Here is a 23,464-nt window from a genome sequence, read left to right on the forward strand (position 1 = left end):
GTGTCACTTCGGTGCAAATTCTGACCGATAGGATTCGAGGATGAATCTGCTCTTCGCCTCCCTCCGTATTCTGGCGGGGGTGGCGGGGCTTTCCGCCGTCATCGCGACGCTCGCAGACACCGCGTCGCGGACGCCGATTAATCCGTTCAACTTCTTCGGCTACTTCACTCTCCAGAGCAACATCCTGGCGGCCATCGTGCTGATTGTTGTTGCAGTCGTAATTTTTCTGGGGAAGAAGCAGTCTCCAGCGCTGATCCTCGCTCGAGGTTGCGTGACCGCCTATGTCGTCATTGTCGGTGTCGTGTACAACACTCTGCTGGTGGATACGCCGGGCGGGGGCGGCGTGGAGCTGGAGTGGGCCAACTTCGTGCTGCACATTGCCATGCCGGTCTATGTCGCGGTCGACTGGATTTTCTTCGGGGATCGCCCCCCGCTGCCGTGGCGCAGATTCTGGCTGGTGCTTGGGTATCCGATTGTGTGGCTCGCCGTCGTTCTTGTGCGTGGCGCGACGGACGGCTGGGTGCCGTATCCGTTCCTCAGCCCGACTCTCGGTTATGGCGTGGTCGCGCTGTACTGCGTCGGTATCGCTGTTGCGATTGCTGTCGTGGGCGCAGCGGTGTGGGCTCTCAGTCGCGTGCGAATCCTGAAGCCGTAGCGAGAGCTTCCTTTGCGCAGGGCCGAGTTCGTTGCATCCATTGGGGGATGCCTGCTGGTGATGATGTCGCTCGTGATCATCTGGTCTGCGCGACTGTCGGTCCCGGGAGGGGTGTACGTCAGCGAACTGGGAGCTGAGGGCATGCACACAGCGGCCTGGTTCGAATTCGCACTGCTACTGCTCGTTCTGGGCGGGAGCGCGATCGCGTGGGCCGGACGCCGAGAGCGGTCGCGGGTGGGGGTGCTGCGCGCCTGGTCTCCCGCGATGTCGCTGTGGATCGGCTGCGATCTGTTCCTCATCGCTTCTCAGGTGACGTGCACGTCCGGCTGCCCGATCCCGTACGGGTCGACGTTCAACTTCCAGGATTTCACGCACACCCTGGTCGCGGTGCTGGCCTTCGCGGCAGCCTGCTGGGCGATGCTCCAGTCTGCGTTCGCCCACAACCATCGCGCGCTCGCGGTGTTCTCGAGCGTGGCGGGCATCCTGGTCGCCGTCATCGCAGCCACCGGTGGGATCTTCTCGCTGTTCCGGTTCCAGCTGGAGTTGGGAAGCTGGTTGGAGTTCGTCGCCACGACGCTCGCGATCACCTGGCTCGTGGTGTTCGGTGCGGTTCTCGCCGCTCGGTTGCTGCGCGAAGCCGCCTCGCGATCAGCGCTGCATGAGCCCCAGCAGGCGGTTGGCGAGTCCCACTAATACGTGGATCTCGTTGTCGTCCCGTTCCACCCAGCGGCATTCCGGCTCAGGGTTCACCGGCACGAAATCGTTGTGCTGCTCCCACACCACGAGGGTTCGTTCGGCCCCCAGCACGTACTGCTGCCACCACACCTGACGGAGGTAGGAGCGGGGGATGCTGCGCCACGAGTGCCCCGTCGTCTTGATCTCAGCCAGCACCACCGTGCCGTCATGGGTCGAAACGCCGTCGGGGGTGGCGAGGTGCAGCGGTTGGCCGTGCGCGTGGAAAAGTGTGGAGCTCGGCTCGATCCTGTGGCGCGCTCGAACCCAGCGGGCGATCTCGGGTTCGCGGGCCCTGCCGTGGTCGGTGTAGGCGTTTCCGCCGAACCCTGAGCCGAGCAGCTTGTCCTGCAGCACGGAGTGCATGGCTTTCTCGCTGGAGAACCTTGCAGCGTCGGTGGCGGTGACGCCGCGGCTACGGGCCCGGATCCACGCCACCCGATCGTCAGAGCTGGCAACGACCCGGTCCCGGTGGTTCGGGGCGGGAAGCTCCCACAGATCGAGTTCGGGCTGAATGCTCACGTGTCCATTGTCATACAGTGGTGGGTGCGCTCGTGTGTCAACGAAGGAGTTTCCGTGTCGCAACATCCACTTTCGGTCCAGCTCTACACGGTCAGGGACGCTCTCGCAGCCGACCCGGCTGCAACCCTGGAGCGCATCGCCGGTCTCGGGTTCACCACTGTCGAACTCTTCGGCATGGTGGAAAAAGTCGACATGTTTGAAGAACTGTTGCCGCGATTCGGTCTCACACCGTCGTCAGCACACGCCCCCCTGCTGGGCGTAGATGTGGTTCCCGTGTTTGACGCGGCTCGACGGCTCGGGGTGACGACGGTCATCGATCCGAACATCCCGGCTGCTGTCTGGACGGAGTCAGACTCCGTCGTCCGGGCGGCGAACGAGCTCAACGCCGTCGCTAGCGTCGCCGCCGACCTCGGCATCACCGTCGGTTACCACAATCACTGGTGGGAGTTTGGCGACCTGGACGGCACGACCGCCCTGGAGGCGTTCGCCGACAACCTCGACCCAGCCGTCCTGCTTGAGATCGACACCTACTGGGCGCAGGTCGGAGGGGTGCCCGCGGTGGGCCTGCTCGAGCGCCTCGGTGACAGCGTGGCGTTCATCCATGTAAAAGATGGAGACATCAGCGAGGACAACAAGGCCCAGGTGGCCGTCGGCAGCGGCAGGATGCCCGTGGCTGATGTGCTCGCAGCGGCACCGCAGGCCGTGCGGGTCGTCGAGCTCGACGACTTCAGCGGTGACGTATTCGATGCGCTCGCAGACAGTGTCACGTTCCTCCGATCGCTCGGAGAGGACCTGTGAGCCGCTCTGGACGCGTTGGCGTCGGGATCATCGGTGCGGGCAACATCAGCACCCAGTACCTCGACAATCTGACGACCTTCCCCGATGTTGAGGTGCTCTTCATCGCCGATATCGACCTGGCGCGCGCCCGGGAGCAGGCCGACAAGTACGGGGTGGCCGGCAGCGGAACCACCGAGCAGCTTCTGGCCCACGACGGCATCGAGATCGTCGTCAACCTGACGATCCCCGCCGCGCATGTCGAGGTGGCCAGGCTCGCGCTCGCGGCCGGAAAGAACGTCTGGACCGAAAAGCCGATCGCCCTCGACCGCGAGAGCGGCAAACAGCTGCTCGCCGAGGCCGCACGGCTGGGTCTTCGCGTCGCAACGGCACCAGACACGTTTCTCGGCGCAGGGCTGCAGACCGGCAAAAGGCTCATCGAGGACGGCCGCATCGGCACGCCGCTGACGGCACTGGTGCTGTTCCAGAATGCGGGACCCGAGCCGTGGCATCCGAACCCCGACTTTTTCTATGTGCACGGCGGTGGCCCGCTCTTCGACATGGGGCCGTACTACCTCACGACCCTGGTGCAGAATTTCGGCCCCGTGAAACGGGTCGCGGCGACGTCATCCGTCTCGAAACAGTCTCGCGTGATCGGCTCGGGTTCGAGGGCTGGGCAAGAGATCCCCGTCGAAGTACCCACTCACATCAGTGCTCTTGTGCAGTTCGAGAGCGGCGCGTCGGCGCAGTGTGTCTTCAGCTTCCAGTCTGCGTTGCCCCGCAGCGGGTTCGTCGAGTTCGCGGGCTCGACCGGCACCCTCGTTTTCCCGGATCCGAATATGTTCGACGGTGAGCTGCTGCTGTGGGCGGATGGCGCGAAGGAGGCCGAGATCGTGTCGACCGAATCTGCTGTCGGTCGCGGCACCGGAGTGGTCGAACTGGCTCGGGCGATCCGCGCGGGAGTGCCGGAACGGGCATCCGGCGAGCAGGCCTATCACGTGCTCGACGTCATGGTCTCGATGGTCGAGGCGGCGGAATCCGGCGAGTTCGTGACGGTGGAAAGCACGGTCGAACTGGCAGGATCGCTGCCCGAGGGATGGGACCCCCGCACAGCGACCCTGTAGCGCTACTTCTCGGTCACCTTGCCCTGCTTGATGTGGAGGCGGCGCTGGGCCCGTTTGGCCACGGCCGAGTCGTGCGTGACGATGATCAGGGTCAGGCCCCGGTCGCGCCACGAGGTCTCGAGGAGATCCATGATGTCGTCACGGGTGGCTTCGTCGAGGCTTCCGGTCGGCTCGTCGGCCAACAGCACCTCCGGCTCTTTGACGAGAGCCCGCGCGATGGCGACCCTCTGCTGTTGCCCGCCCGACAGCTCGGAGGGCCGATGCGCGCCGCGATCGGCTAGACCAACCGACGCGAGCGCCGTCGCTGCCCTCGACCTGCGCTCGGCGGAGGTCAGTCCAAGAGGCTCAAGTGCCGTCTCGACGTTTTCTTGCGCGGTCAGGGTGGGGATCAGGTTGAATCCCTGGAAAACGAACCCGATCTCCTTTGCCCTGATGCCGCCCAGCCGCGAATCCGGCATGGTCGAAAGATCATTGTCGCCGAGCGACACCGACCCCGTCGATGGCCGTTCGAGTGCGCCCAGCATCTGCAACAGCGTGGATTTTCCGCCGCCGGTTGGCCCCTGAATGGCAACCATCTGGCCGCGCGGAATGGTGAGGGTCACGTCATCCAGCGCCTTCACAGTGCGTCTGGACGTTGCGTAACTCTTGGTGACGTTCTTCAGTTCGTACATGTTCTGACTCCTGATCGGGTGGCTACGAGATGCTGCGCAGGGCTTCGGCTGGCCGGAGTCTGGCGGCACGCCAGCCCCCGAACACTCCGGCGATGATGCCGCCGAGAAGGGCGAGCCCCACGGCGATGAGGATGATGGGCACGGTCACGGGGGCCTGAAGCACGATGTCTGTTGTCGCCGCGACCTGGGTGGCTGCTGCTGGACCGCCTCCGCCGCCGCGTCCACCGAAACCTGCCGCGCTGGCCGCATCGGCGGTGGTTCCCGCACTCAGTGTGGGCGCGGCGAGGTTGACGGCGAGCAGCCCGATGAGTCCGACCGCAACACCCACCGCGCCTCCGATGGCACCCTGCACGACGCTCTCGCCGGCGACCTGGCCGACGATCCGTCGGTTGCTCCAGCCGATGGCTTTGAGTGTTCCGAACTCACGCGTGCGCCTGGTCACGCCCGAGATTGTGAACAGGACGGCGATCAGGAAGGCGGCGGCCAGCACCAGGATCGACAGCCAGGTGCCGAGTCCGGCCACGAGGGTGGAGGCCGTGGACAGCGACCCTGACACGCTCGACGCGAGGTCGGCCTGGGTCTGCACCGTGGCATCCGGAAGCGCAGTCTCGATGTCAGACTGCACCTGGGTGATCGCCTCGGATGACGACGCCTGGACGTAGATCGAGCTCACCTGGCCGTCGAGTCCCGAAACCGCCTGCGCAACTCCCAGCGGGATGTAGGTGTTCGACGCGGTCGCGGCATCGGACGTTCCGGATGTCACGAGGCCGATGACCTCGAAGTCGGTGCCGCCGATCGCCAGGGTGTCTCCCACGGCAACGCCTGCGGTGGTGGCGTAGGCGGAGTCGACGACGACCACGCTCGCGGCGGAATCCGTGGACTCGAAGGTGCGGCCATCGGTCAGAGTTGCCGAGGTGAGGGGACCAACCGCAACGCCGGCGACATCGATGCCCTCCACCGTGAAGGAGTCGACATCGAACGAGCTGCCACCGCCGCCGTCTGGACCGCCGCCACGAGGGGCGCCGCCGTCGGTGGGGCCGGCAGCAGCAGTGCCCTCCTGGGTCTGTGTGATGTCGGGGATCTGCCCGTTGAAGCTCGTGTTGCTCAGTGACAGTGTCGCTGTTCCGGCTGAGACGTTGTCGACGGCGAGCACAGTCTCAAGCGTCGTGGAGTCGAAGGTGGTGGTGTCGCGATCGACGGCCAGCCGGGACTGGCTCAGCGACGTCGAGCCATCCGTGGTCTGCCCGTCGGCTGCGCCGAAGTCGAACGACGGTCGTTGGCCCGCTCCGTCTCCGGTCGGAGCCACGGGAGTCTGGCTCACGGTGATGTCGGTGCCCACCCCGTACACGGAGGCGAGCACGCTGGACTGCGCATCGCGCACTCCGGCAGCAACGCCATTCACGATGATGACGAGGGCGATCGCGAGGGCCATGCCGATCGCGATGATCGCTGTATGTTTCTTGCGGTTGGTGAGTTCCCGCATGAGATAGGTACCGAACACTGACGCTCCTTGAGAAGTGGATGTTACGGCGAAGCTATTCGCCACTTCTATGAGGAGGCCAAGGCCAACCTGTGCTTTACCTATGCACTGGAGGCTCATAGGTGACTCATAGGTTGATGGCGATACTGGAGTTATGTCAGATTCCCGCCACACCTCGTCGGTGACCCAGCCGAAACTTACCCGTGCAGACGGCAGCCCCATCCGCGCCGTCGTTGTCGACGATGAGGAGTCGCTCACCGACCTCCTGTCGATGGCGCTCCGCTACGAGGGTTGGGATGTCCGAATTGCAGCAGATGGACAGAAGGCCATCTCCATGGTCCGCGAGTTCCGCCCTGACGTCATCGTTCTCGACATCATGCTCCCGGACATCGACGGACTCACGGTCCTGTCGAGACTCCGGGCTGACGGCATCCAGACACCGATCCTGTTCCTCACGGCGAAGGATTCGGTGGATGACCGCGTCGCGGGGCTGACCGTCGGGGGCGACGATTACGTGACCAAGCCGTTCAGCCTTGAAGAACTGGTGGCCAGGCTGCGTGGGCTCATCCGGCGTTCGAGCGTGACGGCGTCCGCTGAGGAGCAGTCGATCATTGAGGTAGGCGACCTGATACTCGACGAGGAGAGCTACGAGGTTCGCCGGGGAGACACGCTCGTCGAGCTCACCGCGACCGAGTTCGAGCTGCTGCGGTTCCTCATGCGCAACCCGCGACGGGTTCTGAGCAAGTCGCAGATTCTCGACAGGGTCTGGAGCTACGACTTCGGCGGCCGCTCCAGCGTTGTCGAGATCTACATCTCCTACCTGCGCAAGAAGATCGACTCGCTCGGGCCCGCGATGATTCACACAGTCCGTGGCTTCGGCTACGTTCTGAAGCCGCACCAGTGAGCGGCCGCCGCTCCCGGCTGACGCTGCGTCGCAGGCTGGTCCTCGGCATCGCCGTGCTGCTTGCGACCCTGACGCTGATGATCGGGGTGGTGAGCGTGTTCTCGCTTCAGGGGTTTCTCGTGAATCGAGTTGACGCGCAGCTGGATGCCGCGACGAGCCGTTCGCAGGGCGCATTCAGGCCGCCGGATGGCGGTGTCGGCGGCTCGGGGGAGAAGCCTCGGGCCGAGAAATTCCTTGCGCTTTCGGGCCAGCCCGAAGGCACCCTCGGGGCCATCATCAACTCGGGCGCTGTATTCAACGCCGCGGTGCTCGATGCCTACGGCCAACCGGTGACGCTTGATTCGACGACGCTCGACGCGCTGCTGTCCCTCCCCACGGACAGCACACCGGTGACGGTCGACCTCGGCGAGGGCCTGGGCCAATACCGGGTCGCGGCGCAATCGAGCGGACCGGCCGGCGATTCGCTCGTCATCGGACTACCCCTGCAAAGCGTGCAGGACACCCTCGTGCGACTTTCGCTGCTCATCGCCGGAATAGGCCTGCTCGGCGTGATCGCCGCCGTCGTTGCTGGCGCGCTGATCGTTCGAGCGGCGCTGCGTCCGCTGCAGCGGGTCGCCGCGACGGCCACGCGGGTCGCGGAGCTTCCGCTCGACCGCGGCGACGTGGCGCTCGCGGTACGGGTGCCGAGCGCTGACGCCGACCCCGCGACCGAAGTTGGTGCCGTGGGCTCGGCCCTGAACCACATGCTTGAGCACGTGGCATCCGCTCTCGAATCGCGCCAGGCGAGTGAAAACAAGGTGCGCACGTTCGTCGCCGATGCCAGCCACGAGCTGCGCACTCCGCTTGCCTCCATCAGGGGATACTCGGAGCTGACGCGGCGAGGCAATCACGTGCTTCCCGACGATGTCGTGCATGCCATGGGCCGCATCGAGTCGGAGTCGGTGCGCATGACCTCGCTGGTCGAAGACCTGTTGTTACTGGCGAGGATCGACGAGGGAAACAAGCTGGAGACCGCCGAAGTCGACCTCGGGAGGTTGCTCGTCGACGCCGTCAGTGACGCGCGGGCAGCTGGGGGTGACCACACCTGGTCGGTGGATGTTCCGGATGAGGTCGTACTGATCACCGGTGACCCCGGCCGGCTGCACCAGGTGATCGCTAACCTGCTCACCAACGCGCGCACGCACACCCCGGCCGGGACGAGCGTGACCGCGAGTCTCACGTCCGACGGCGACAACGCCGTAATCGAGGTGCGCGATACGGGCCCCGGAATTGACAGCTCACTGCAGCCCAACATCTTCGAGAGGTTCGTGCGCGGCGACGGTTCGCGCTCCAGGGCCAAGGGCAGCACAGGCCTCGGCCTCGCAATTGTCAGCGCAGTGGTCGAGGCGCACGGTGGTCGCGCTGAGGTGACGAGCGAACCCGGCAACACGGTGTTCCGCGTCATCCTGCCCGGTCTCGTCGACTGACGTCCGCCGCAATCCCCTCCCCGCCGCTCTCCCACCATCTTTCCCACATCCGCGCCGCACCCGCCCGCCCCTTCCGCCCGCCCCCTTCCGAAATGACGGAGGTTCGCGCGTATTTACCGCGTTTTGCGCCAAATCGGGGCTGTTTGGGCCGCCATCTCCGTCATTTCGGAAGGTGGCGGGGCGGGGCGGCGCCGGTCGGAGCGCGTGGAGTGAGCGAGCGCCGCGCGGTGGCACACTGGAAGGATGACTATTTCTTACACAGCGCGGTGTGCAGCATGAGGGTCGCCGTCACGGGCGGAAACGGAAAGCTCGGCCGCGTCACAGTGCAGGCGCTGCGGGATGCCGGCCATGAAGTGACCGTGCTCGACGTAGTCGGCTCCGACCGCCAGGCGTTTACCGTCGTGGATTTCACCGACTACGGCCAAACTGTCGACGCGTTCAGCAGCATCGACAATCGCCACGACGGTATCGATGCCGTCGTGCACCTCGCCGCGATTCCGGCGGGTGGTCTGCGCTCTGACAGCGCGACGTTCCACAACAACATGAACTCGACGTTCAACGTGTTCCAGGCGGCTCGACGGGTCGGCATCCGCACCATCGTTTACGCCTCGAGTGAGACGCTGCTGGGCATCCCGTTCGAGACGCCACCGCCGTACGTGCCGCTCGACGAGGAGTACGCGAGCCGGCCCGAGTCGACCTACGCCGTCGTCAAGCACCTCGAGGAGGAACTCGCGCAAAAACTCGTGCGCTGGGACCCCGAGCTGAGCATCACGGCCCTGCGCTTCTCGAACGTGATGAATGTCGACGACTACGCGGCATTCCCCGGCTACGACGCGGATGCCACGCTCAGGTCGTGGAACCTGTGGGGCTACATCGACGCCCGCGATGGTGCTGAGGCCATCAGGCTGTCGCTGGATGCCGCCCGCCCGGGTTTCGACGTCTTCAACATCTTTGCCGCAGACACCGTGATGTCCCGGCCCAGCGCCGAGCTCATGGCCGAGGTGTTCCCTGACGTGGAGTTCCGCTCTGAGGTCGAGGGTACGAATTCGCTCGCCCCCAGCGAGAAAGCCCGCCGAATCCTCGGCTTCGTGCCGAGGCACAGCTGGCGCGATCACGTCTAGTTTGCGCCGTGCGGCAGTTTCGCCTAGTCTTACCGAAGCCAAAGACCGCAGGTGGTTTTCGTGTGCGCAAGCACGGGAAGACCGAAGTGCCGCGAAAGCGACAGCCAGCGCAGGTGTGTGAAGAAGTTTTTCGGGTCAGCCCGTTTCTCAGCTCCGTGCCCTGCGCTCACTCAAGAGTTTTCACTCCAGAGTGAACCTGCAGCAGGCCGGAGCTTTTTTGTTCCCGGTGTGCACTGTTCGGCGGCAGTCCAATCCACAATTTAGGGAGCACCATGGCGAACAAGGAAGCATCAGTCGCCGAGTTGACGGAGAAGTTCCGTACCTCGACCGCTGTCCTGCTCACCGAGTATCGCGGACTCACTGTTGCCCAGCTCAAAACGCTGCGCAAGTCAATGAGTGAGCACGCAACATACGCCGTGGTGAAGAACACGCTGACAAAGATCGCGGCTAACGCGGCAGGAATCTCGTCTTTCGACGAGGAGCTTGTCGGGCCTTCCGCTATCGCCTTCGTACACGGTGACCCGGTCACCGTCGCGAAGACTCTGCGTGACTTTGCCAAGGCAAACCCTCTGCTGGTTGTGAAGGGCGGTTACTTCGACGGTAACCCCCTGAGCGCTGCAGAGGTCACCAAGCTCGCCGATCTTGAGACCAGGGAGGTGCTCCTCGCGAAGTTTGCCGGAGCCGCCAAGGCCTCGCTGTTCGGCGCCGCATATCTGTTCAACGCACCGCTTGCAAAGGCCGTTCGCACGGTCGAGGCGTTGCGCGAGAAGCAGGACTCTGCTGCGTAGTGCGAAGCACTCCGACAAGCACAGCGCGCGTTATCAGTAATTAGACATCTACAAGGAGATACATCATGGCAAAGCTGACAAGCGAACAGCTGATCGAAGCATTCAAGGAGCTCACGCTCATTGAGCTCAGCGAGTTCGTCAAGTTGTTCGAGGAGACCTTCGAGGTCACCGCAGCAGCACCCGTCGCCGTTGCGGCCGCCGGTGGCGCCGCTGCAGCAGCAGAAGAGGTTGAGGAGAAGGATTCCTTCGACGTCATCCTTGAGGCTGCTGGCGAGAAGAAGATCCAGGTCATCAAGGAGGTGCGCGCTCTCACCAGCCTCGGCCTCGGTGAAGCGAAGGCAGTCGTTGATGGCGCTCCGGGCCCAGTGCTCGAGGGTGTCAACAAGGAGACCGCCGAGAAGGCAAAGGCTCAGCTCGAAGAGGCTGGCGCCACGGTTACCCTCAAGTAACTTCGGTTTCACGCGAAGGCGTCGCTCCCTCCGGGGGGCGGCGCCTTCGTCGCGTTAAGGGGCGGGTTAAGGCGAAGGCTAATGGATGTCCCGGCGGCAGTTGCGCCCGGCCGAATGCGGCTCCATAATTAGGTTTGTCCCCACCCCCCGAATGTGGGACGCCCATCCGAAAAGCACTCGCATCCCGACCGAGTTGCGCTAATCGGGTCTAGACAGTCTTACCCTCTGGCTAGCACCGACACCCGGCAATGCAAGTGCTCCTACGAAGTTCGTACCTGAAAGTGCACCCCCGATGCATACTCGTGCCGTTCCGATTGCTGCACCCCTGAGTTCGGGCGCAAACCTGCTCGCGCTGGGCGGGCTCGGGTTCCTCCAGCGCGGGCTTGTGCCCGCGGGGCTCACCCTTTCCACGCGCCGTTCGGGGACGCGGGAAGTGTGACCCCAGGAAGTCCGGTCTGCGTTCGTCACTGTTCGTGGGCCGGGCTTTCAATTTGTGCGGCGCCAGGTGAGAAAGTCGAATGGTCACCCTGCCGACGGCGCAGTGGTGCTCCCTCGCACTTCGAGGCTCATGGGGTACGCGTGCCAGGTCGGGGGCGAGCGGTCCGGGCGCTCGACCAACTCATCCATCGCGAGGTTCACCGCCATCGTTCCCTGCATTTTCGGATTCTGGGCGAGAGTGGTGAGCCCGAACATCGGCGCGAGGTCGTGTCCGTCGATTCCGACGACGGACAGTTGCGCAGGGATCTGAATGCCCAGCTGGCGGGCGGCAACGATGATGCCGATGGCGACCTCGTCAGACCCCGCCACAATGGCGCTGGGACGCGTGCGGGGGTCGGCCAGTATGGCCAGGCCCGCGGCGTATCCACCCGGCATCGAGACCTCGGCTTCACGGAATAATTCGTCGCCGCAGGGCAGTCCGGCGAGGTTCATCGCCTGCCTGTAGCCGGCCAGCCGCTGGGAGTGCACGCGGAAGTCCATTTCGTCCTCCAGGAATCCACCGATATGCATGATTCGGGCATGGCCGAGGCTGATGAGATGATCCGTGACCAGTGCGGCGGCGGCTACATCGTCAATGCTCAGGGTGGCAATTCCATCGACCTGGCCTCCAATGCCGATGATTGGCTTGGCCAGCGAGTGCAGAAGCCCAATTTCGTGGGCGGTGAGTTCTATTCCCACCGCGATGACAGCATCCACACGTTTTCGTACGAGGAAGTATTCGGCCACGCGGCGGCGCTCTGTGGCGTCGGCGCTCAATCGATACAGCGTGAGGTCGTATCCTTCGGCGATGAGGGACGTCTCGATGCCCTCGAGAACTTCGCCGAAGTACCAGCGATTGATGTGGGGGATGACCACCCCGATATTTTTGGTGGATCCAGTTACGAGGCTGGACGCGTTCGACGAGACGACGTACCCCATGGTCGCTGCCGCAGACACGACGCGGTTGCGGGTTTCTTCGGAAACATAGCCGTTTCCGCTGAGTGCGCGGGATGCGGTGGCCTTGGAAACCTCCGCGAGGCGGGCGACATCGCTGAGCGCGCTCATGATGCTCCCTTCGACGCTGATAGGACTGCCACAGCCTAACCGCGGGCTGGGAAATGTGGAACCGGTTCCATGCGCTGAGGGCGAGCGTGATGCAATCGTTGTGAGAGCGCTCCCATATTTTGTGGGGATGTGGCCGAATTGTTAGGCGGAACTTCATGTCAAGCGCTTGCAATGGACACGATCTTGACCTAGTTTGGCCTGTGGAACCGGTTCCCGAATTGGTAGTGGTTCTTCCCTTGCAACACATCCCCCCACGCGTGAGTCCCTAGTGGCACCCGCGATCCACCCTCAATGAGGAGGAAGTATGAGTTTCATCGTGCAGCGTAGATTCACAGCACCCTTTGCCGTACTCGCCGTAGCAGGTCTCGCACTCGCGGGCTGTTCAAGTGACACGGGCTCCAACGCGGGACCGGGAGACGCCGGCGAAGCCGATGGCGTCGTCACCATCTACGGCACCATTCAGGACACCGAGGCAGATCTGCTCAACGAGTCCTGGGCCGCCTGGGAAGAAGAAAACGGCATCGACATCCAGTACGAAGGATCGAAGCAGTTCGAAGACCAGATCACCGTACGCGCTCAGGGTGGCACCGCGCCGGACCTCGCGATCTTCCCGCAGCCTGGCCTGCTCGCCGACCTGTCGTCGCGCGACTACATCCAGCCAACTCCCGACAGCGTCAAGGCGAACGTCGACGAGTACTGGGGTGCCGACTGGGCTGGTTACGCCACCTCTAATGACACCCTCTACGGCGCACCGCTCATGGCCAGCGTCAAGGGATTCGTTTGGTACTCGCCGGCAAAGTTCGCCGAGTGGGGAGTCGAAGTTCCCACCACGTACCAGGAGCTTCTCGACCTGACCAAGACGATCCAGGGCAAGATCGGCTCCGCACCGTGGTGTGTCGGATTCGGCTCTGACGCCGCAACCGGCTGGCCCGGAACCGACTGGGTCGAAGACCTCGTGCTGCGTGAAGCCGGCCCGGATGTCTACGACCAGTGGGTTGCTCACGAGATCCCGTTCAACGATCCCGCGATCGCCTCGGCGTTCGACTCGGTCGGCGAGATCCTGCTGAACCCGGACTACGTGAACGCCGGATTCGGTGACGTGAAGTCGATCAACACCACACCCTTCGGCGACCCGGCTCGTGCCCTCGGCGACGGCTCGTGCGCACTCCACCACCAGGCATCGTTCTACGACGGATTCATCCAGGACCCCGCCAACGGCAATGCCACGGTCGGACCGGATGCTGACATCTGGGCCTTCATCACCCCCGGCACCGAAGCAGGAGCACCGGCAGTCACCGGTGGTGGCGAGCTCGTCGGAGCGTTCTCGAACGACGCAGACACCGTCAAGGTTCAGGAATACCTGTCGAGCCCCGAGTGGGCGAACAGCCGCGTTGCCCTCGGCGGTGTGATCAGCGCTAACAAGGGTCTCGACCCGGCAAGCGCATCCAGCCCGATCCTCCAGTCTGCGATCAAGATCCTGCAGGACCCGAAGACGACCTTCCGTTTCGATGGATCGGACCTCATGCCCGGTGTCGTCGGTGCAGGTTCGTTCTGGACCGGCATGGTCGACTGGGTCAACGGCAAGTCGACTGAAGAGGTTCTGAGCACGATCGAGGCTTCCTGGCCATCTGAATAGGCCCAGCACCTCACGCACGACCCGGCCCCAGGGCCGGTGAGGGCCGACGGAGTATGTTCCGTCGGCCCTCGTCATCCCCTAGTCTCGAAGCACAACGACCGAGTTCATTGCCGCACTCGAAAGGACGTTCATGTCAGCGTTTTTGAAATGGCTCGCCGATCTATCGCCATTCGCGCAGATACCGCTCGTCATCCTCGCATTTCTGTTCGTCATCGCGGCGGTGCTCTTCTTTATCGAGATCGCCCCCAGGTCCGGAACCAAATACACGGTAATCCGCCTCGTGGTGTGCGTGGTCGCTCCGACCGCACTGTTCCTCATCCTCGGATCGGTCTGGTGGGCCGCGATCCTCGCGGCATTGCTCGGCGCCGCGTTCTTCCTCCTGGACTACCGGGCGAAAGCCGGCTCCGGCTACCTTTTCCAGCTCATTGGGTTCCTCAGCCCCGCCATGTTCCTGCTGGCGATCGGCCTGGTCTACCCGACCATCGCGACCTTCTTCAAGTCGTTCATGAACGCTCGCGGCAACCGATTTGTCGGCTTTGAGAATTTCATCTTCGTGTTCGGGCAGGAGGGCAACCGCGTCACCATCCTCAACACGATCATCTGGGTGCTCGTCGTTCCCGCCTTCTCCACCATCGTCGGCCTCGGCTACGCGGTGTTCGCCGACAAGGCGCGCGGCGAGAAGGTGCTGAAGGCACTGGTGTTCATGCCGATGGCGATCTCGTTCGTCGGCGCGAGCATTATTTGGAAGTTCGTCTACGACGCCAACGGCGCGGGCCAACCACAGATCGGCATCCTGAACGGGATCATCGTCGCCCTGGGCGGACAACCGATCGACTTCATCGCGGAGGCGCCGTGGAACAACCTGTTCCTCATGATCATCCTGATCTGGGTGCAGACCGGTTTCGCCATGGTCATCCTCTCTGCCGCCATCAAGGGTGTGCCGACCGAACAAATCGAGGCAGCCCAGCTCGACGGCACCAACGCCTGGGAGCGGTTCATCAACGTGACGGTTCCCGGCATCCGGAGCTCCATCATCGTGGTGCTGACCACGATTTCGATCGCGTCCCTCAAGGTCTTCGACATCGTGCAGACCATGACGGGTGGCGCGAACGGAACGAACGTGCTTGCCAACGCGGTCTACGCACAGAAGCTTGAGGAGGGCAGGTCGTCGGCCTTCGCCGTGATCCTCTTCCTGCTGGTTCTCCCGATCATCATTTACAACGTCAGGCAGATGCGCCTGCAGAAGGAGATCCGATGAGCGCGGTCGCTCCGATCGATGTTCCGGTTGACGCCAAGACGGAACGCCAGCTTCGCAAGGGTGAGAAGGCCGCAGAGCGTCCCACCCTGCGCAAGTCCAAGGAAAAGCTGACGAGCAAGGGCGCGACAATTGCTGCCGTCATCATCGCGATCCTCTGGACGACGCCGACGCTGGGCCTGCTCATCACCTCGTTCCGGCCCGCCGAGCTGATCAACACCTCAGGGTGGTGGACGGTCTTCAGCAACTGGGGATTTACGACCAACAACTACGAGCAGGTGATCGGCGGTGAGGCAACCACCGTCACGCTCGGGCAGTCGTTCATTAACTCGATTGCCATCACGATTCCTGCGTCGCTGTTTCCCCTCGTGCTCGCGGCTCTCGCGGCGTACGCCTTTGCGTGGATTCCGTTCAAGGGCCGCAACATCGTCTTCATCGGTGTTTTCGCCCTGCAGGTCGTGCCCATCCAGATGGCCCTCGTACCGCTGTTGAGCCTGTTCGCGCGAGGTTTCAAAATCGGTGACGTCGCGCTTTTCGACGGATTGGGCGCCGGAGGAAACTCCTACGGCCAGATCTGGATCGCGCACACCATCTTCGCGCTGCCGCTGGCGATCTTCCTGCTGCACAACTTCATCTCGGAGATCCCGGCCGAGCTCGTGGAAGCAGCGAGGGTGGATGGCGCTGGCCACGGCCAGACATTCTTCCGAATCATCCTGCCGCTGTCGATGCCGGCGATTGCCTCGTTCGCCATCTTCCAGTTCCTCTGGGTGTGGAACGACCTGCTGGTGGCGCTGGTCTTTGCGGACGGAGCAGTCGGGCCGATCACCAAGGTGCTTCGCGAGATCACCGGAAACCGCGGTCAGGACTGGTACCTGCTCGCGTCTGGCGCATTCGTCGCCATGATTGTTCCGCTGATCGTGTTCTTCGCGCTGCAGAGATTCTTCGTTCGAGGACTGCTCGCCGGTTCGACCAAGGGCTAAGTGCTCGATAGCTAGTGCAGCCCGCCGGGAAACCGGCGGGCTCAGCACTTTAACCGTCATACAGTGGAGCAATGAGCGGAATGCACGGCGGTGGCCGCATGCGGGGTGGTGATGCGACCGCGCAGAGGGCGGCCAATGCGACGGCGCCCAGGATTCCCCACCTGCTCAAGCGAATTTCCGGACTGTTCGCGCCACATCGCCGGGCACTCACGGTCACCATCGTGCTGGTGCTTGTCAGCGCCGCACTCAGTGTGGTGCCGCCTCTGCTCACCAAGCAGGCGTTCGACCTCGGGCTCTTTCCGTCCAGCGGCAGCCCGGACGTGCCCGTACTGATTGAACTCGTGTCCATCATGGTCGCGCTCTGGATCGCATCAGCGGCCCTCGGGGTGTGGCAAACCTGGTTGACGGCAACCGTCGGCAACAAGGTGATGGGGGCACTGCGCATCCGTCTCTTCGGCCACCTGCAGGCGATGGAACTCGCGTTCTTCACCCGCACCAAGACTGGCGTGATCCAGTCGAGGCTGCAGAACGACGTCGGCGGGGTCGCCGGGGTGCTGAGCAACACCATCTCGAGCGTCATCGGCAACACCGTCACCGTGATGGCGGCCTTTGTGAGCATGCTGGTGCTGAGCTGGCAACTCACGGTGGTAGCGGTCATCCTGCTCCCGATCCTGGTCATCGCCCAGCGCCGGGTCGGCCAGGTGCGCGCGCGAATAGCGACGAAGACGCAGGAGTCGCTCAGCGACATGACCGCGATCACGCAGGAGACGCTGAGCGTCAGCGGCATCCTGCTCGCGAAAAGCTTCAACCAGCAGAAGGCCGAAATCGGGCGCTACGAGGCCGAGAACCGCAACCAGATCAGGCTGCAGGTGAGCCAGCAGATGAGCGGCCAGTGGTTCTTCGCCATGGTCAACATCTTCCTCTCGATCATTCCTGCCGTGATCTACATCGTTGCCGCGTACCTGATCACCGGGGGAGTGGATGTCACGGCGGGCACGATCGTCGCCTTCACGACGGTGCAGGCTCGCCTGATGTTCCCGCTGCTGGGCTTGCTGCGTGTTGCCCTCGATCTGCAGACGTCGTCTGCGTTGTTCGCGAGGATCTTCGAATACCTCGACCTCATTCCGGCCATCACCAACAAGCCCGACGCGCACGCGGTCAGAGACACCGAGTTGGGCAGGATCGAGTTCGACGACGTCGTGTTTCGCTATCCGGATGCGAACGACGACTCGCCGGCCACCCTCAAGGGCGTCTCGCTGGTCATCGAGCCTGGGCAGTTCGTCGCCTTCGTTGGCCCGTCGGGGGCGGGCAAAACGACGGTCTCGTATCTGATTCCGCGCCTGCACGATGTGACGAGTGGTCGGGTGCTGTTCGCGGGCGACGATGTTCGTGATCTCGAGTCCGATTCCCTCGTGCGGAACATCGGGATCGTCAGCCAGGAGACCTACCTTTTCCACGCCACCATCGGCGAGAACCTGCGGTACGCGAAGCCGGATGCCACGCAGGAGGAGCTGGAGAGCGCGGCGAGGGGCGCCAACATCCACGACACGATCGTGTCGTTCGCTGACGGGTACGACACGGTCGTGGGGGAGCGCGGCTATCGACTCTCCGGAGGAGAAAAGCAGCGCATCGCCATCGCGCGGGTGCTGCTGAAAGATCCGGCCGTGCTCATCCTCGACGAGGCGACGAGCGCGCTCGACTCGATCTCGGAGCGGGTGGTGCAGGATGCCCTCGACGCGGCTTCCCGTGGCCGCACCACGATCGCTGTCGCGCATCGGCTGTCGACGGTCATATCCGCTGACGTCATTTTCGTGGTGGTGGCAGGCAAGGTCGTGGAACGAGGCACGCACGAGGAACTGCTGTCATCAGGTGGGATGTACTCATCCCTCTATTCGCAACAGCTGCGATAGCTATTCCTCCTCGTTGCGCTGTGTCGCTCTAGCCCTTGACCGCGCCCGCGGTCAGACCCTGAACAATGTATTTGCTCGCGAATGCGAACATGACCAGGGTCGGAATGACGGTGAGCACAGCCGCAGCGGCCATCGGGCCCCACTCGATGTTGAAGCTCGTGATGAAGCCGTTGAGCGCGGTGGGAATGGTCTTGTTCGAGTCCGAGTTCATGAGTGTCACCGAAAGGAACAGTTCGTTCCAGGAGTTCACGAAGCTGAAGATGAAGGTGGCCATGATTCCCGGAAGCATCACGGGGACGAGCACGCGAAACAGTGCCCCAATCCGCGAGCATCCGTCGATCATTGCGGCTTCTTCGAGTGCGTCCGGAATGTTAGCGAAGAACCCGCGGAGCATGATCGTGCTGAACGGTATGGAAATTGCGATGTAGACCACGATCAGTCCCCCGCGAGTGTCAACCAGGCCGAGATCCGACATCATGTTGTACAGCGGGCCGAGCGCGATGAACGCCGGAATCATCTGTGTGACCAGGAAGGCCCCCAGGACTGCGCCCTTCGACTTGAACTCGAAGCGGGCGAGGATGTACCCGGCCAGAAGTGAGATCAACGTGACAACCGTCGCGGTCATGGTCGCTGCGAACAGACTGTTGAACATGTAGGTGCCGAAGTCGGCTTTGCTGAACAGTCCGATGAAATTGTCGAAGGAAATCTCGGTCGGCCAATATTCGAGAGGGAACTTGAAAATCATTCCCGGTGACTTCAGCGACGTAACCACGATCCAGTACAGCGGGAACAGGGTGATGATGAGCCAGGTGCCCAGAAAAATGAACTTCGCGATGCGCCCGGCAACGGACTCTCGATTAATCACCTACTGCTCCTTCTTTTCGCGCATTGCCATGAGGTAAAACGTCGAGAACACCAGCAGGACCAGCACGACGATCAAACCGACGGCGGATGCTTGCCCGTAGTTGCCCTGCTGGGTGAGGTCAATCATGAAGGTGGTTACGATGTGCGTTTGCCCGGCGGGGCCGCCGCCGGTCATTCCGTAGATGATGTCGGGGAAGTTGAATATCCAGATAATTCTCAACAGCACTGTCAGTGCCAGAGTGGCGCGGATGTACGGGATCGTGATGCTGAACAGGGTGCGAATCTTGCCTGCGCCGTCGATCGCCGATGACTCGAACAGGTCGTCAGGCACTGACTGAAGGGCGGCAAGAATCATGATGGCGAAGAAGGTCACCCCGTACCACACGTTTGCGATGATGATCGCGGTCATGGCGAAGTGGGGATCGGACAGCCAGGGTATCGGCGTCTCGATGAGGCCCGTTTTCAGCAGCAGATCGTTGATGACGCCGAATTCCCCGTTGAACATCCAGCGAAACAGGATGCCAATGAGAAAACCGGAGACGGCCCACGGGAAGAAGATGAAGGCTTGGTACACACCGCGAAGGAAGAACCGGCGCCGCAGCCACAGCGCGAGAGCGAATCCGATCAAGAACTGGGGGATCAAGGAGCCGACAACCCACAACACGGTGTTGCCCAGCACGCCCCAAAAATCAGCGTTGGCGAAGATCTCGATGAAGTTGTTGAAACCCACCCAATCGGTATTGCTGAGGTCGTTGAGGTTCCAGTTGCGGAACGCCATCTGACTTCCGGACAACATCGGATAGTAGGTGAAGATGGTCACGAAGATCGCTGACGGTGCGAGGAATCCCAGGATCGTCCACGCGCGACGCCGCGTGAACTGGCGACGCTTTCGTGATCTGTTGTTGTGGTCGGGGGGACCCACCGTGATCGATGAGTCCCCCCTTTCAACACTGCGTGTTGCAATCGACATTTTTAGCCGGCGTTCTTCCACTTGTCAGTCCAGAACTGGTCCCAGCTCGCCAGCAGTTCATCCGAGGTCATGCTGCCAACGAGGACCTTCTGAACCTCGGTGTCAGACTTCTTGACCCACTCTGTCCACCAGGACACATTGCGAGGCTGGATGACGTTGAGGTACGTCTCAGGCTGCTCGTTCATTGTCACGTACGAGGCCCACGGCCCTGTCGTGTAGTACGGGTCGTCCGCTGCGCCCTTCACGATCGGCACCAGCGAGTTGCCCTTCGCAAAATCGATGGTGCGATCTCCCGATGTGAGGAACTCGATGAGCTTGACGGCTTCTGCCTTGTGAGTGCTGCTCTCGGCAACTCCCCAACCCGCGGTCGCTACGGGCTGCGCTGCCATTCCAGACGGCCCGACGAGGAGCGGCGTGGTTCCCCACTGATCCGCGGTGATCGACTGCGACTCCGAAACTGTGGCAATGACTTCGGGGTCCTGCAGGAGGAATGCGGTCGTGCCGGAACTGAAGCCCTGAACCATCTCGGGATATCCCCAAGCGACGGAGGACGGCGGCGAACCCTTCTCGAAGAGCTCGAGGTAGGTTTTCATCGCGTCCTTGGCTTCGGGAGCCGCGAAAATTGTGCTGCCGTCGTTCATCTTGAATGCGTTGGCCTTGTCGAGGTTTTCGGCGACATATGCCTCGATGATCGCCACAACATTGCTGTTCGCGTTACTTCCACCGCGGAAGGCGTAGCCAAAAACGTTCTTCGAAGGGTCGTTGATCTTCTCGGCTTGCTCGAGGAGGTCCTCCCAGCTGTGAGGCGGCTCGGCGAATCCGGCCTCTTTCACCAGGTCCGTGCGATAGAACAGGCTCAATCCGTAGAAGCCGTACGGCACGTAGTAGGCCTTGTCGTCCTGCACCGTGTAGCTCTTGGCATTGTCGGTGAGGTCGTCCCAGCCGTCCCAGCCCTTGAGGTCATCCTTCATGTCATAGAGCCAACCGTTGGAACTGAACGGCCCGACGGTGATGTCGCGCACCTCCAGCACATCGATGCCCTTCTTTGACTGGAGCATCTGCTGGAGCTTCTGATCCGCCGAATCCGTCGGGGGAGAGATCAGGTTGACCTTGACCCCCGGATTGGCTTTCTCGAACTCGTCCAGCTGTCCCTTGATGAGCGTGGTACGCGCGGGGTTGGTCAGACTCTCGACCATGTTGAGAGTGACGGTGCCCCCGTCGCCCCCGCCGCCGGCACTGCATCCGGCCAATGCCAGTGCAGCGACGACGCCCATAGCGGCGAGGCTGAGTTTCCTGTTGTGAATCATGTGATGCCTTCCTTGTGACGGAGTAGCGCTCTACTTCTGGTGTGGTGCTTCTTACCCTCGTTGGGCCGACCGTCCCTGTTCTGCGATGAAAGGAACAGCCCGCTCAACAAAATCTTCAAAATCGTCTGCTGTGTTGTAGACGTGGGTCGACAGACGCAGATAGCCATGACCTGCCCAGCTGGTGATGGCCGTTTCGATGCCGAGGCGCTGCGCAATGAGGTGGCGCAGGTCATGCGAGCCTTCGAGGGTCGTCGCGAGTCCACGGGGAAGGCGGATGAGTCGAAGACCGTTGACGGGTTCGCCCACGTCGACGGCAGCATCCTCATCCATCTCGGCAGAGAGGGCCTCGGTCACTATCGCTTGCGCGTAGTCGCCGAGCTCGGTGATGTACCGGCGTGCCTCATCCCAGCCGTAATGCTCCTGGACCAGAGCGAACGCCGAAGGTGCAGCCAGGTATGGCGTGACGTCTATGGTGCCCTGCTGGTCGAAGCGGGTCGGGTATGGTTCCGGGCTTCCCCAGGAGTCAATGACGGGAAAAAGCTTCTGAGTGTGCTCGCCGGAGGCGACGATGGCCGCAGTGCCGCGGGGGGCGCATGCGAATTTGTGGAGGTTGCCGACCCAGAAATCTGCATCGATTCCGTCCACAGGGTCTGCGAAGAGGGCGGGCGAATGTGCGGCATCGACCAGCACTGGGATGTTCAGTTGTCGCCCCAGAGCTGCAATCCGCCCCACCGGAAACTGTCGCGCCGTGGACGACGTGACGTGGTCGAGCACGATTAGCCCGACGTTGTCGTTGAGCTCTGCGGCGAGCAGGTCGAACGCGTCGTCGTTACTGGCATTCAACGGGATGTGAACCGTGACAACTGTTCCATTCCAGCGGCGGGCGAGTCTCTCAGCCCCCATCAGTACGGCGCCGTACGTGTGGTCGGTAGTAACGATCGTCATGCCGGACCAGGCCGGCACATTTGCATAGACAACGCTGACGCCCGCGCTGACATTGGGAACGAGGGCCGTGGCATCGGCGTCGGTGTTCAGAAACGACGCGATCTCGAGTCGAGCCTGAGCAACCCTGCCGCCGAGATTCATGAACCAGTCGCACGGGTTGGCATCCATGATCCGCTGGAAGTCCTGCTGAATGCGCTGTGCTGCGCGTGGGACCGCCCCGAAAGACCCGTGGTTGAGGTGTCGAACTCCGGAGTCGAGCGACCAGTCCGTGAGTGCGGGCTGTCCCTCCGGGGTCAGCAGCCCCGACGGTCTGCTGGGTATCTCGGTGGGAGTCGCCCGCAACGGAGCCACAGTCGGCGTCGTCGCTGTCGAAAGCTGGTCCGGAAGCATGGTTCCTCGTCATTGGGGTCATGGGGCGCCTGGTGTAGAGCGCAATACACAGCATAGTCATGCGATGACTTTTGTCCAGAGGGGCGAAGTAGAATCCCATAAGATCGATTTTTGAGGGATCACATGCAAAGTCATATGACCTCTTGTAGAATCAAGGCAATTCTCGATCGTCGATGGCGCGACTGCGGGCGCGCAGCACGATCGCCTCCGCGTGAGTCGCTAGATTAGGGATGCGGATTTCGGTCCTAAGAGTTCCGGTGCGGCGTTGATCGAGTGAGGGCGGTGTCACATGGCGGCAATGACGAAGGCTCTCGATGGCTTGCGCGAGATGATCTCCTCGGGCGAGTTGGCCAAAGAGCAGCGATTTCCGCCCGAGCCAGAACTGTGTGAACGGCTAGGCGTCTCGCGGGGCGCACTGCGCGAAGCATTGCGCACCCTGGGCGCCCTTGGAGTCATCGAGGCCAGGCATGGGTCCGGAACCTACGTGTCGAAGCTCGATCCTGCAGATATCGTGCGGAGTTTTTCACTGACGGTGGACCTTCTGCCACTCGAGGGGTTGCTGCAGCTCTTCGAGATTCGGCGCGTCCTCGAGGCCCATGCCGCGGCTCAGGCGGCCGCTCGGTGTACGCCCGAAGAGTCCGAGCACCTAAATTCACTGGTTGCGCAGATGGAAGCCGAGCCGGACCAGAGGGTAGCGGCGGATCTCGACAGACAGTTCCATGACCTCATCTGCAGGATCGCCGGCAACCCGACGATTGCCTCCCTCATGGATGTCTTCCGCTCGCGCTCGAGTGATTACAACATTCTGGAGGGACCGGACGGCGAAGCCGCGCAAGCGGCGAGCGACTCGGGGCACCGCAGCATGGCGTCGGCGATTACATCGCACGATCCCGTGGCGGCAGCGAGCGCCGCGGGATCGCACGTCGCGCAGACCGAGCACTGGCTGCGTAGGTTCATGGATGCGACTGAACACTAGCTG

Annotated in this window: 22 protein-coding genes; 14 read left to right on the forward strand and 8 right to left on the reverse strand. The window is 62.8% G+C overall.

Going from position 1 to position 23,464, the window contains the following annotated elements:
- Positions 1 to 40: 40 nt before the first annotated feature.
- Positions 41 to 655: a Pr6Pr family membrane protein gene (locus tag QMG83_RS03585; RefSeq protein ID WP_283503974.1), complete on the forward strand. Its 615-nt coding sequence runs from the start codon at positions 41 to 43 to the stop codon at positions 653 to 655.
- A gap of 12 nt (positions 656 to 667) precedes the next feature.
- On the forward strand, positions 668 to 1,348 hold the full coding sequence (locus tag QMG83_RS03590) for a hypothetical protein (protein WP_283503975.1): 681 nt from the start codon (positions 668 to 670) through the stop codon (positions 1,346 to 1,348).
- Here QMG83_RS03590 and QMG83_RS03595 read toward each other — a convergent pair.
- Positions 1,304 to 1,975, reverse strand: a complete 672-nt coding sequence (locus QMG83_RS03595; RefSeq protein WP_349357326.1) for a YqaJ viral recombinase family protein — start codon at positions 1,973 to 1,975, stop codon at positions 1,304 to 1,306. The two genes, QMG83_RS03590 and QMG83_RS03595, sit on opposite strands and share 45 nt — an antisense overlap.
- On the opposite strand from QMG83_RS03595, the gene QMG83_RS03600 reads away from it, so the two are divergent.
- A complete protein-coding gene (locus QMG83_RS03600) occupies positions 1,964 to 2,707 on the forward strand; it encodes a sugar phosphate isomerase/epimerase family protein (RefSeq protein ID WP_283503977.1) in 744 nt (247 codons plus the stop codon). The genes QMG83_RS03595 and QMG83_RS03600 overlap by 12 nt on opposite strands.
- Entirely contained in the window at positions 2,704 to 3,807 is a 1,104-nt protein-coding gene (locus QMG83_RS03605; protein WP_283503978.1) for a Gfo/Idh/MocA family protein, read from the forward strand. The genes QMG83_RS03600 and QMG83_RS03605 overlap by 4 nt, the downstream gene beginning before the upstream one ends.
- 2 nt (positions 3,808 to 3,809) lie before the next feature.
- Here the strand turns inward: QMG83_RS03605 and QMG83_RS03610 are convergent, their stop codons facing one another.
- Both QMG83_RS03610 and QMG83_RS03615 read right to left on the reverse strand, forming a co-directional pair.
- Positions 3,810 to 4,478: an ABC transporter ATP-binding protein gene (locus QMG83_RS03610; protein WP_283503979.1), complete on the reverse strand. Its 669-nt coding sequence runs from the start codon at positions 4,476 to 4,478 to the stop codon at positions 3,810 to 3,812.
- Positions 4,479 to 4,500: 22 nt separating this feature from the next.
- Positions 4,501 to 5,979 carry an ABC transporter permease gene (locus QMG83_RS03615; RefSeq protein ID WP_283503980.1) on the reverse strand — a complete coding sequence of 493 codons (1,479 nt, stop codon included), beginning with the start codon at positions 5,977 to 5,979 and terminating at the stop codon, positions 4,501 to 4,503.
- A gap of 133 nt (positions 5,980 to 6,112) precedes the next feature.
- Between QMG83_RS03615 and QMG83_RS03620 the strand changes: the two genes are divergently transcribed.
- From QMG83_RS03620 to rplL, 5 genes are all read left to right on the forward strand, one after another.
- Positions 6,113 to 6,862 carry a response regulator transcription factor gene (locus QMG83_RS03620; protein WP_283503981.1) on the forward strand — a complete coding sequence of 250 codons (750 nt, stop codon included), beginning with the start codon at positions 6,113 to 6,115 and terminating at the stop codon, positions 6,860 to 6,862.
- Positions 6,859 to 8,328, forward strand: coding sequence for a sensor histidine kinase (locus tag QMG83_RS03625; protein WP_283503982.1), 1,470 nt, complete (start codon positions 6,859 to 6,861; stop codon positions 8,326 to 8,328). The genes QMG83_RS03620 and QMG83_RS03625 overlap by 4 nt, the downstream gene beginning before the upstream one ends.
- A 275-nt stretch (positions 8,329 to 8,603) precedes the next feature.
- The gene (locus QMG83_RS03630) at positions 8,604 to 9,449 is read left to right on the forward strand and encodes an NAD-dependent epimerase/dehydratase family protein (protein ID WP_283503983.1); all 846 of its coding nucleotides are present in this window, start codon (positions 8,604 to 8,606) and stop codon (positions 9,447 to 9,449) included.
- Positions 9,450 to 9,721: 272 nt separating this feature from the next.
- A complete protein-coding gene (gene rplJ / locus QMG83_RS03635; protein WP_283503984.1) occupies positions 9,722 to 10,237 on the forward strand; it encodes a 50S ribosomal protein L10 in 516 nt (171 codons plus the stop codon).
- Positions 10,238 to 10,302: 65 nt separating this feature from the next.
- Positions 10,303 to 10,686, forward strand: a complete 384-nt coding sequence (rplL, locus tag QMG83_RS03640) for a 50S ribosomal protein L7/L12 (RefSeq protein ID WP_283503985.1) — start codon at positions 10,303 to 10,305, stop codon at positions 10,684 to 10,686.
- Between the two features lie 522 nt (positions 10,687 to 11,208).
- On the opposite strand, the gene QMG83_RS03645 is transcribed toward rplL, so the two are convergent.
- Positions 11,209 to 12,228 (reverse strand): LacI family DNA-binding transcriptional regulator, encoded by a 1,020-nt coding sequence (locus QMG83_RS03645; RefSeq protein ID WP_283503986.1) that lies wholly within the window; start codon positions 12,226 to 12,228, stop codon positions 11,209 to 11,211.
- A gap of 304 nt (positions 12,229 to 12,532) precedes the next feature.
- Here QMG83_RS03645 and QMG83_RS03650 point away from each other — a divergent pair, with 304 nt between their 5' ends.
- The 4 genes from QMG83_RS03650 (at position 12,533) to QMG83_RS03665 (ending at position 18,009) form a co-directional block, all read left to right on the forward strand.
- A complete protein-coding gene (locus tag QMG83_RS03650; RefSeq protein WP_283503987.1) occupies positions 12,533 to 13,864 on the forward strand; it encodes an ABC transporter substrate-binding protein in 1,332 nt (443 codons plus the stop codon).
- Between the two features lie 130 nt (positions 13,865 to 13,994).
- The gene (locus tag QMG83_RS03655) at positions 13,995 to 15,122 is read left to right on the forward strand and encodes a carbohydrate ABC transporter permease (RefSeq protein WP_283503988.1); all 1,128 of its coding nucleotides are present in this window, start codon (positions 13,995 to 13,997) and stop codon (positions 15,120 to 15,122) included.
- On the forward strand, positions 15,119 to 16,099 hold the full coding sequence (locus QMG83_RS03660; RefSeq protein ID WP_283503989.1) for a carbohydrate ABC transporter permease: 981 nt from the start codon (positions 15,119 to 15,121) through the stop codon (positions 16,097 to 16,099). Before QMG83_RS03655 ends, QMG83_RS03660 begins: the two co-directional genes overlap by 4 nt.
- A 71-nt stretch (positions 16,100 to 16,170) precedes the next feature.
- A complete protein-coding gene (locus QMG83_RS03665; RefSeq protein WP_283503990.1) occupies positions 16,171 to 18,009 on the forward strand; it encodes an ABC transporter ATP-binding protein in 1,839 nt (612 codons plus the stop codon).
- A gap of 28 nt (positions 18,010 to 18,037) precedes the next feature.
- Here QMG83_RS03665 and QMG83_RS03670 read toward each other — a convergent pair whose 3' ends face one another.
- The 4 genes from QMG83_RS03670 to QMG83_RS03685 are packed head-to-tail and all read right to left on the reverse strand — an operon-like array spanning position 18,038 to position 22,485.
- Entirely contained in the window at positions 18,038 to 18,874 is an 837-nt protein-coding gene (locus tag QMG83_RS03670; protein ID WP_283503991.1) for a carbohydrate ABC transporter permease, read from the reverse strand.
- Positions 18,875 to 19,795, reverse strand: coding sequence for a carbohydrate ABC transporter permease (locus tag QMG83_RS03675; protein WP_283503992.1), 921 nt, complete (start codon positions 19,793 to 19,795; stop codon positions 18,875 to 18,877). It abuts the gene before it with no gap.
- Positions 19,796 to 19,845: 50 nt separating this feature from the next.
- Positions 19,846 to 21,150 (reverse strand): ABC transporter substrate-binding protein, encoded by a 1,305-nt coding sequence (locus tag QMG83_RS03680; protein WP_283503993.1) that lies wholly within the window; start codon positions 21,148 to 21,150, stop codon positions 19,846 to 19,848.
- A 51-nt stretch (positions 21,151 to 21,201) separates the two neighbouring features.
- On the reverse strand, positions 21,202 to 22,485 hold the full coding sequence (locus tag QMG83_RS03685) for an aminotransferase class V-fold PLP-dependent enzyme (RefSeq protein ID WP_283503994.1): 1,284 nt from the start codon (positions 22,483 to 22,485) through the stop codon (positions 21,202 to 21,204).
- A gap of 289 nt (positions 22,486 to 22,774) precedes the next feature.
- Here QMG83_RS03685 and QMG83_RS03690 point away from each other — a divergent pair, with 289 nt between their 5' ends.
- Positions 22,775 to 23,461, forward strand: a complete 687-nt coding sequence (locus tag QMG83_RS03690) for a FadR/GntR family transcriptional regulator (RefSeq protein ID WP_283503995.1) — start codon at positions 22,775 to 22,777, stop codon at positions 23,459 to 23,461.
- Positions 23,462 to 23,464: the final 3 nt, after the last annotated feature.

The sequence above is a fragment of the Salinibacterium sp. G-O1 genome (assembly GCF_030063305.1).
Classification (GTDB): domain Bacteria; phylum Actinomycetota; class Actinomycetes; order Actinomycetales; family Microbacteriaceae; genus Rhodoglobus.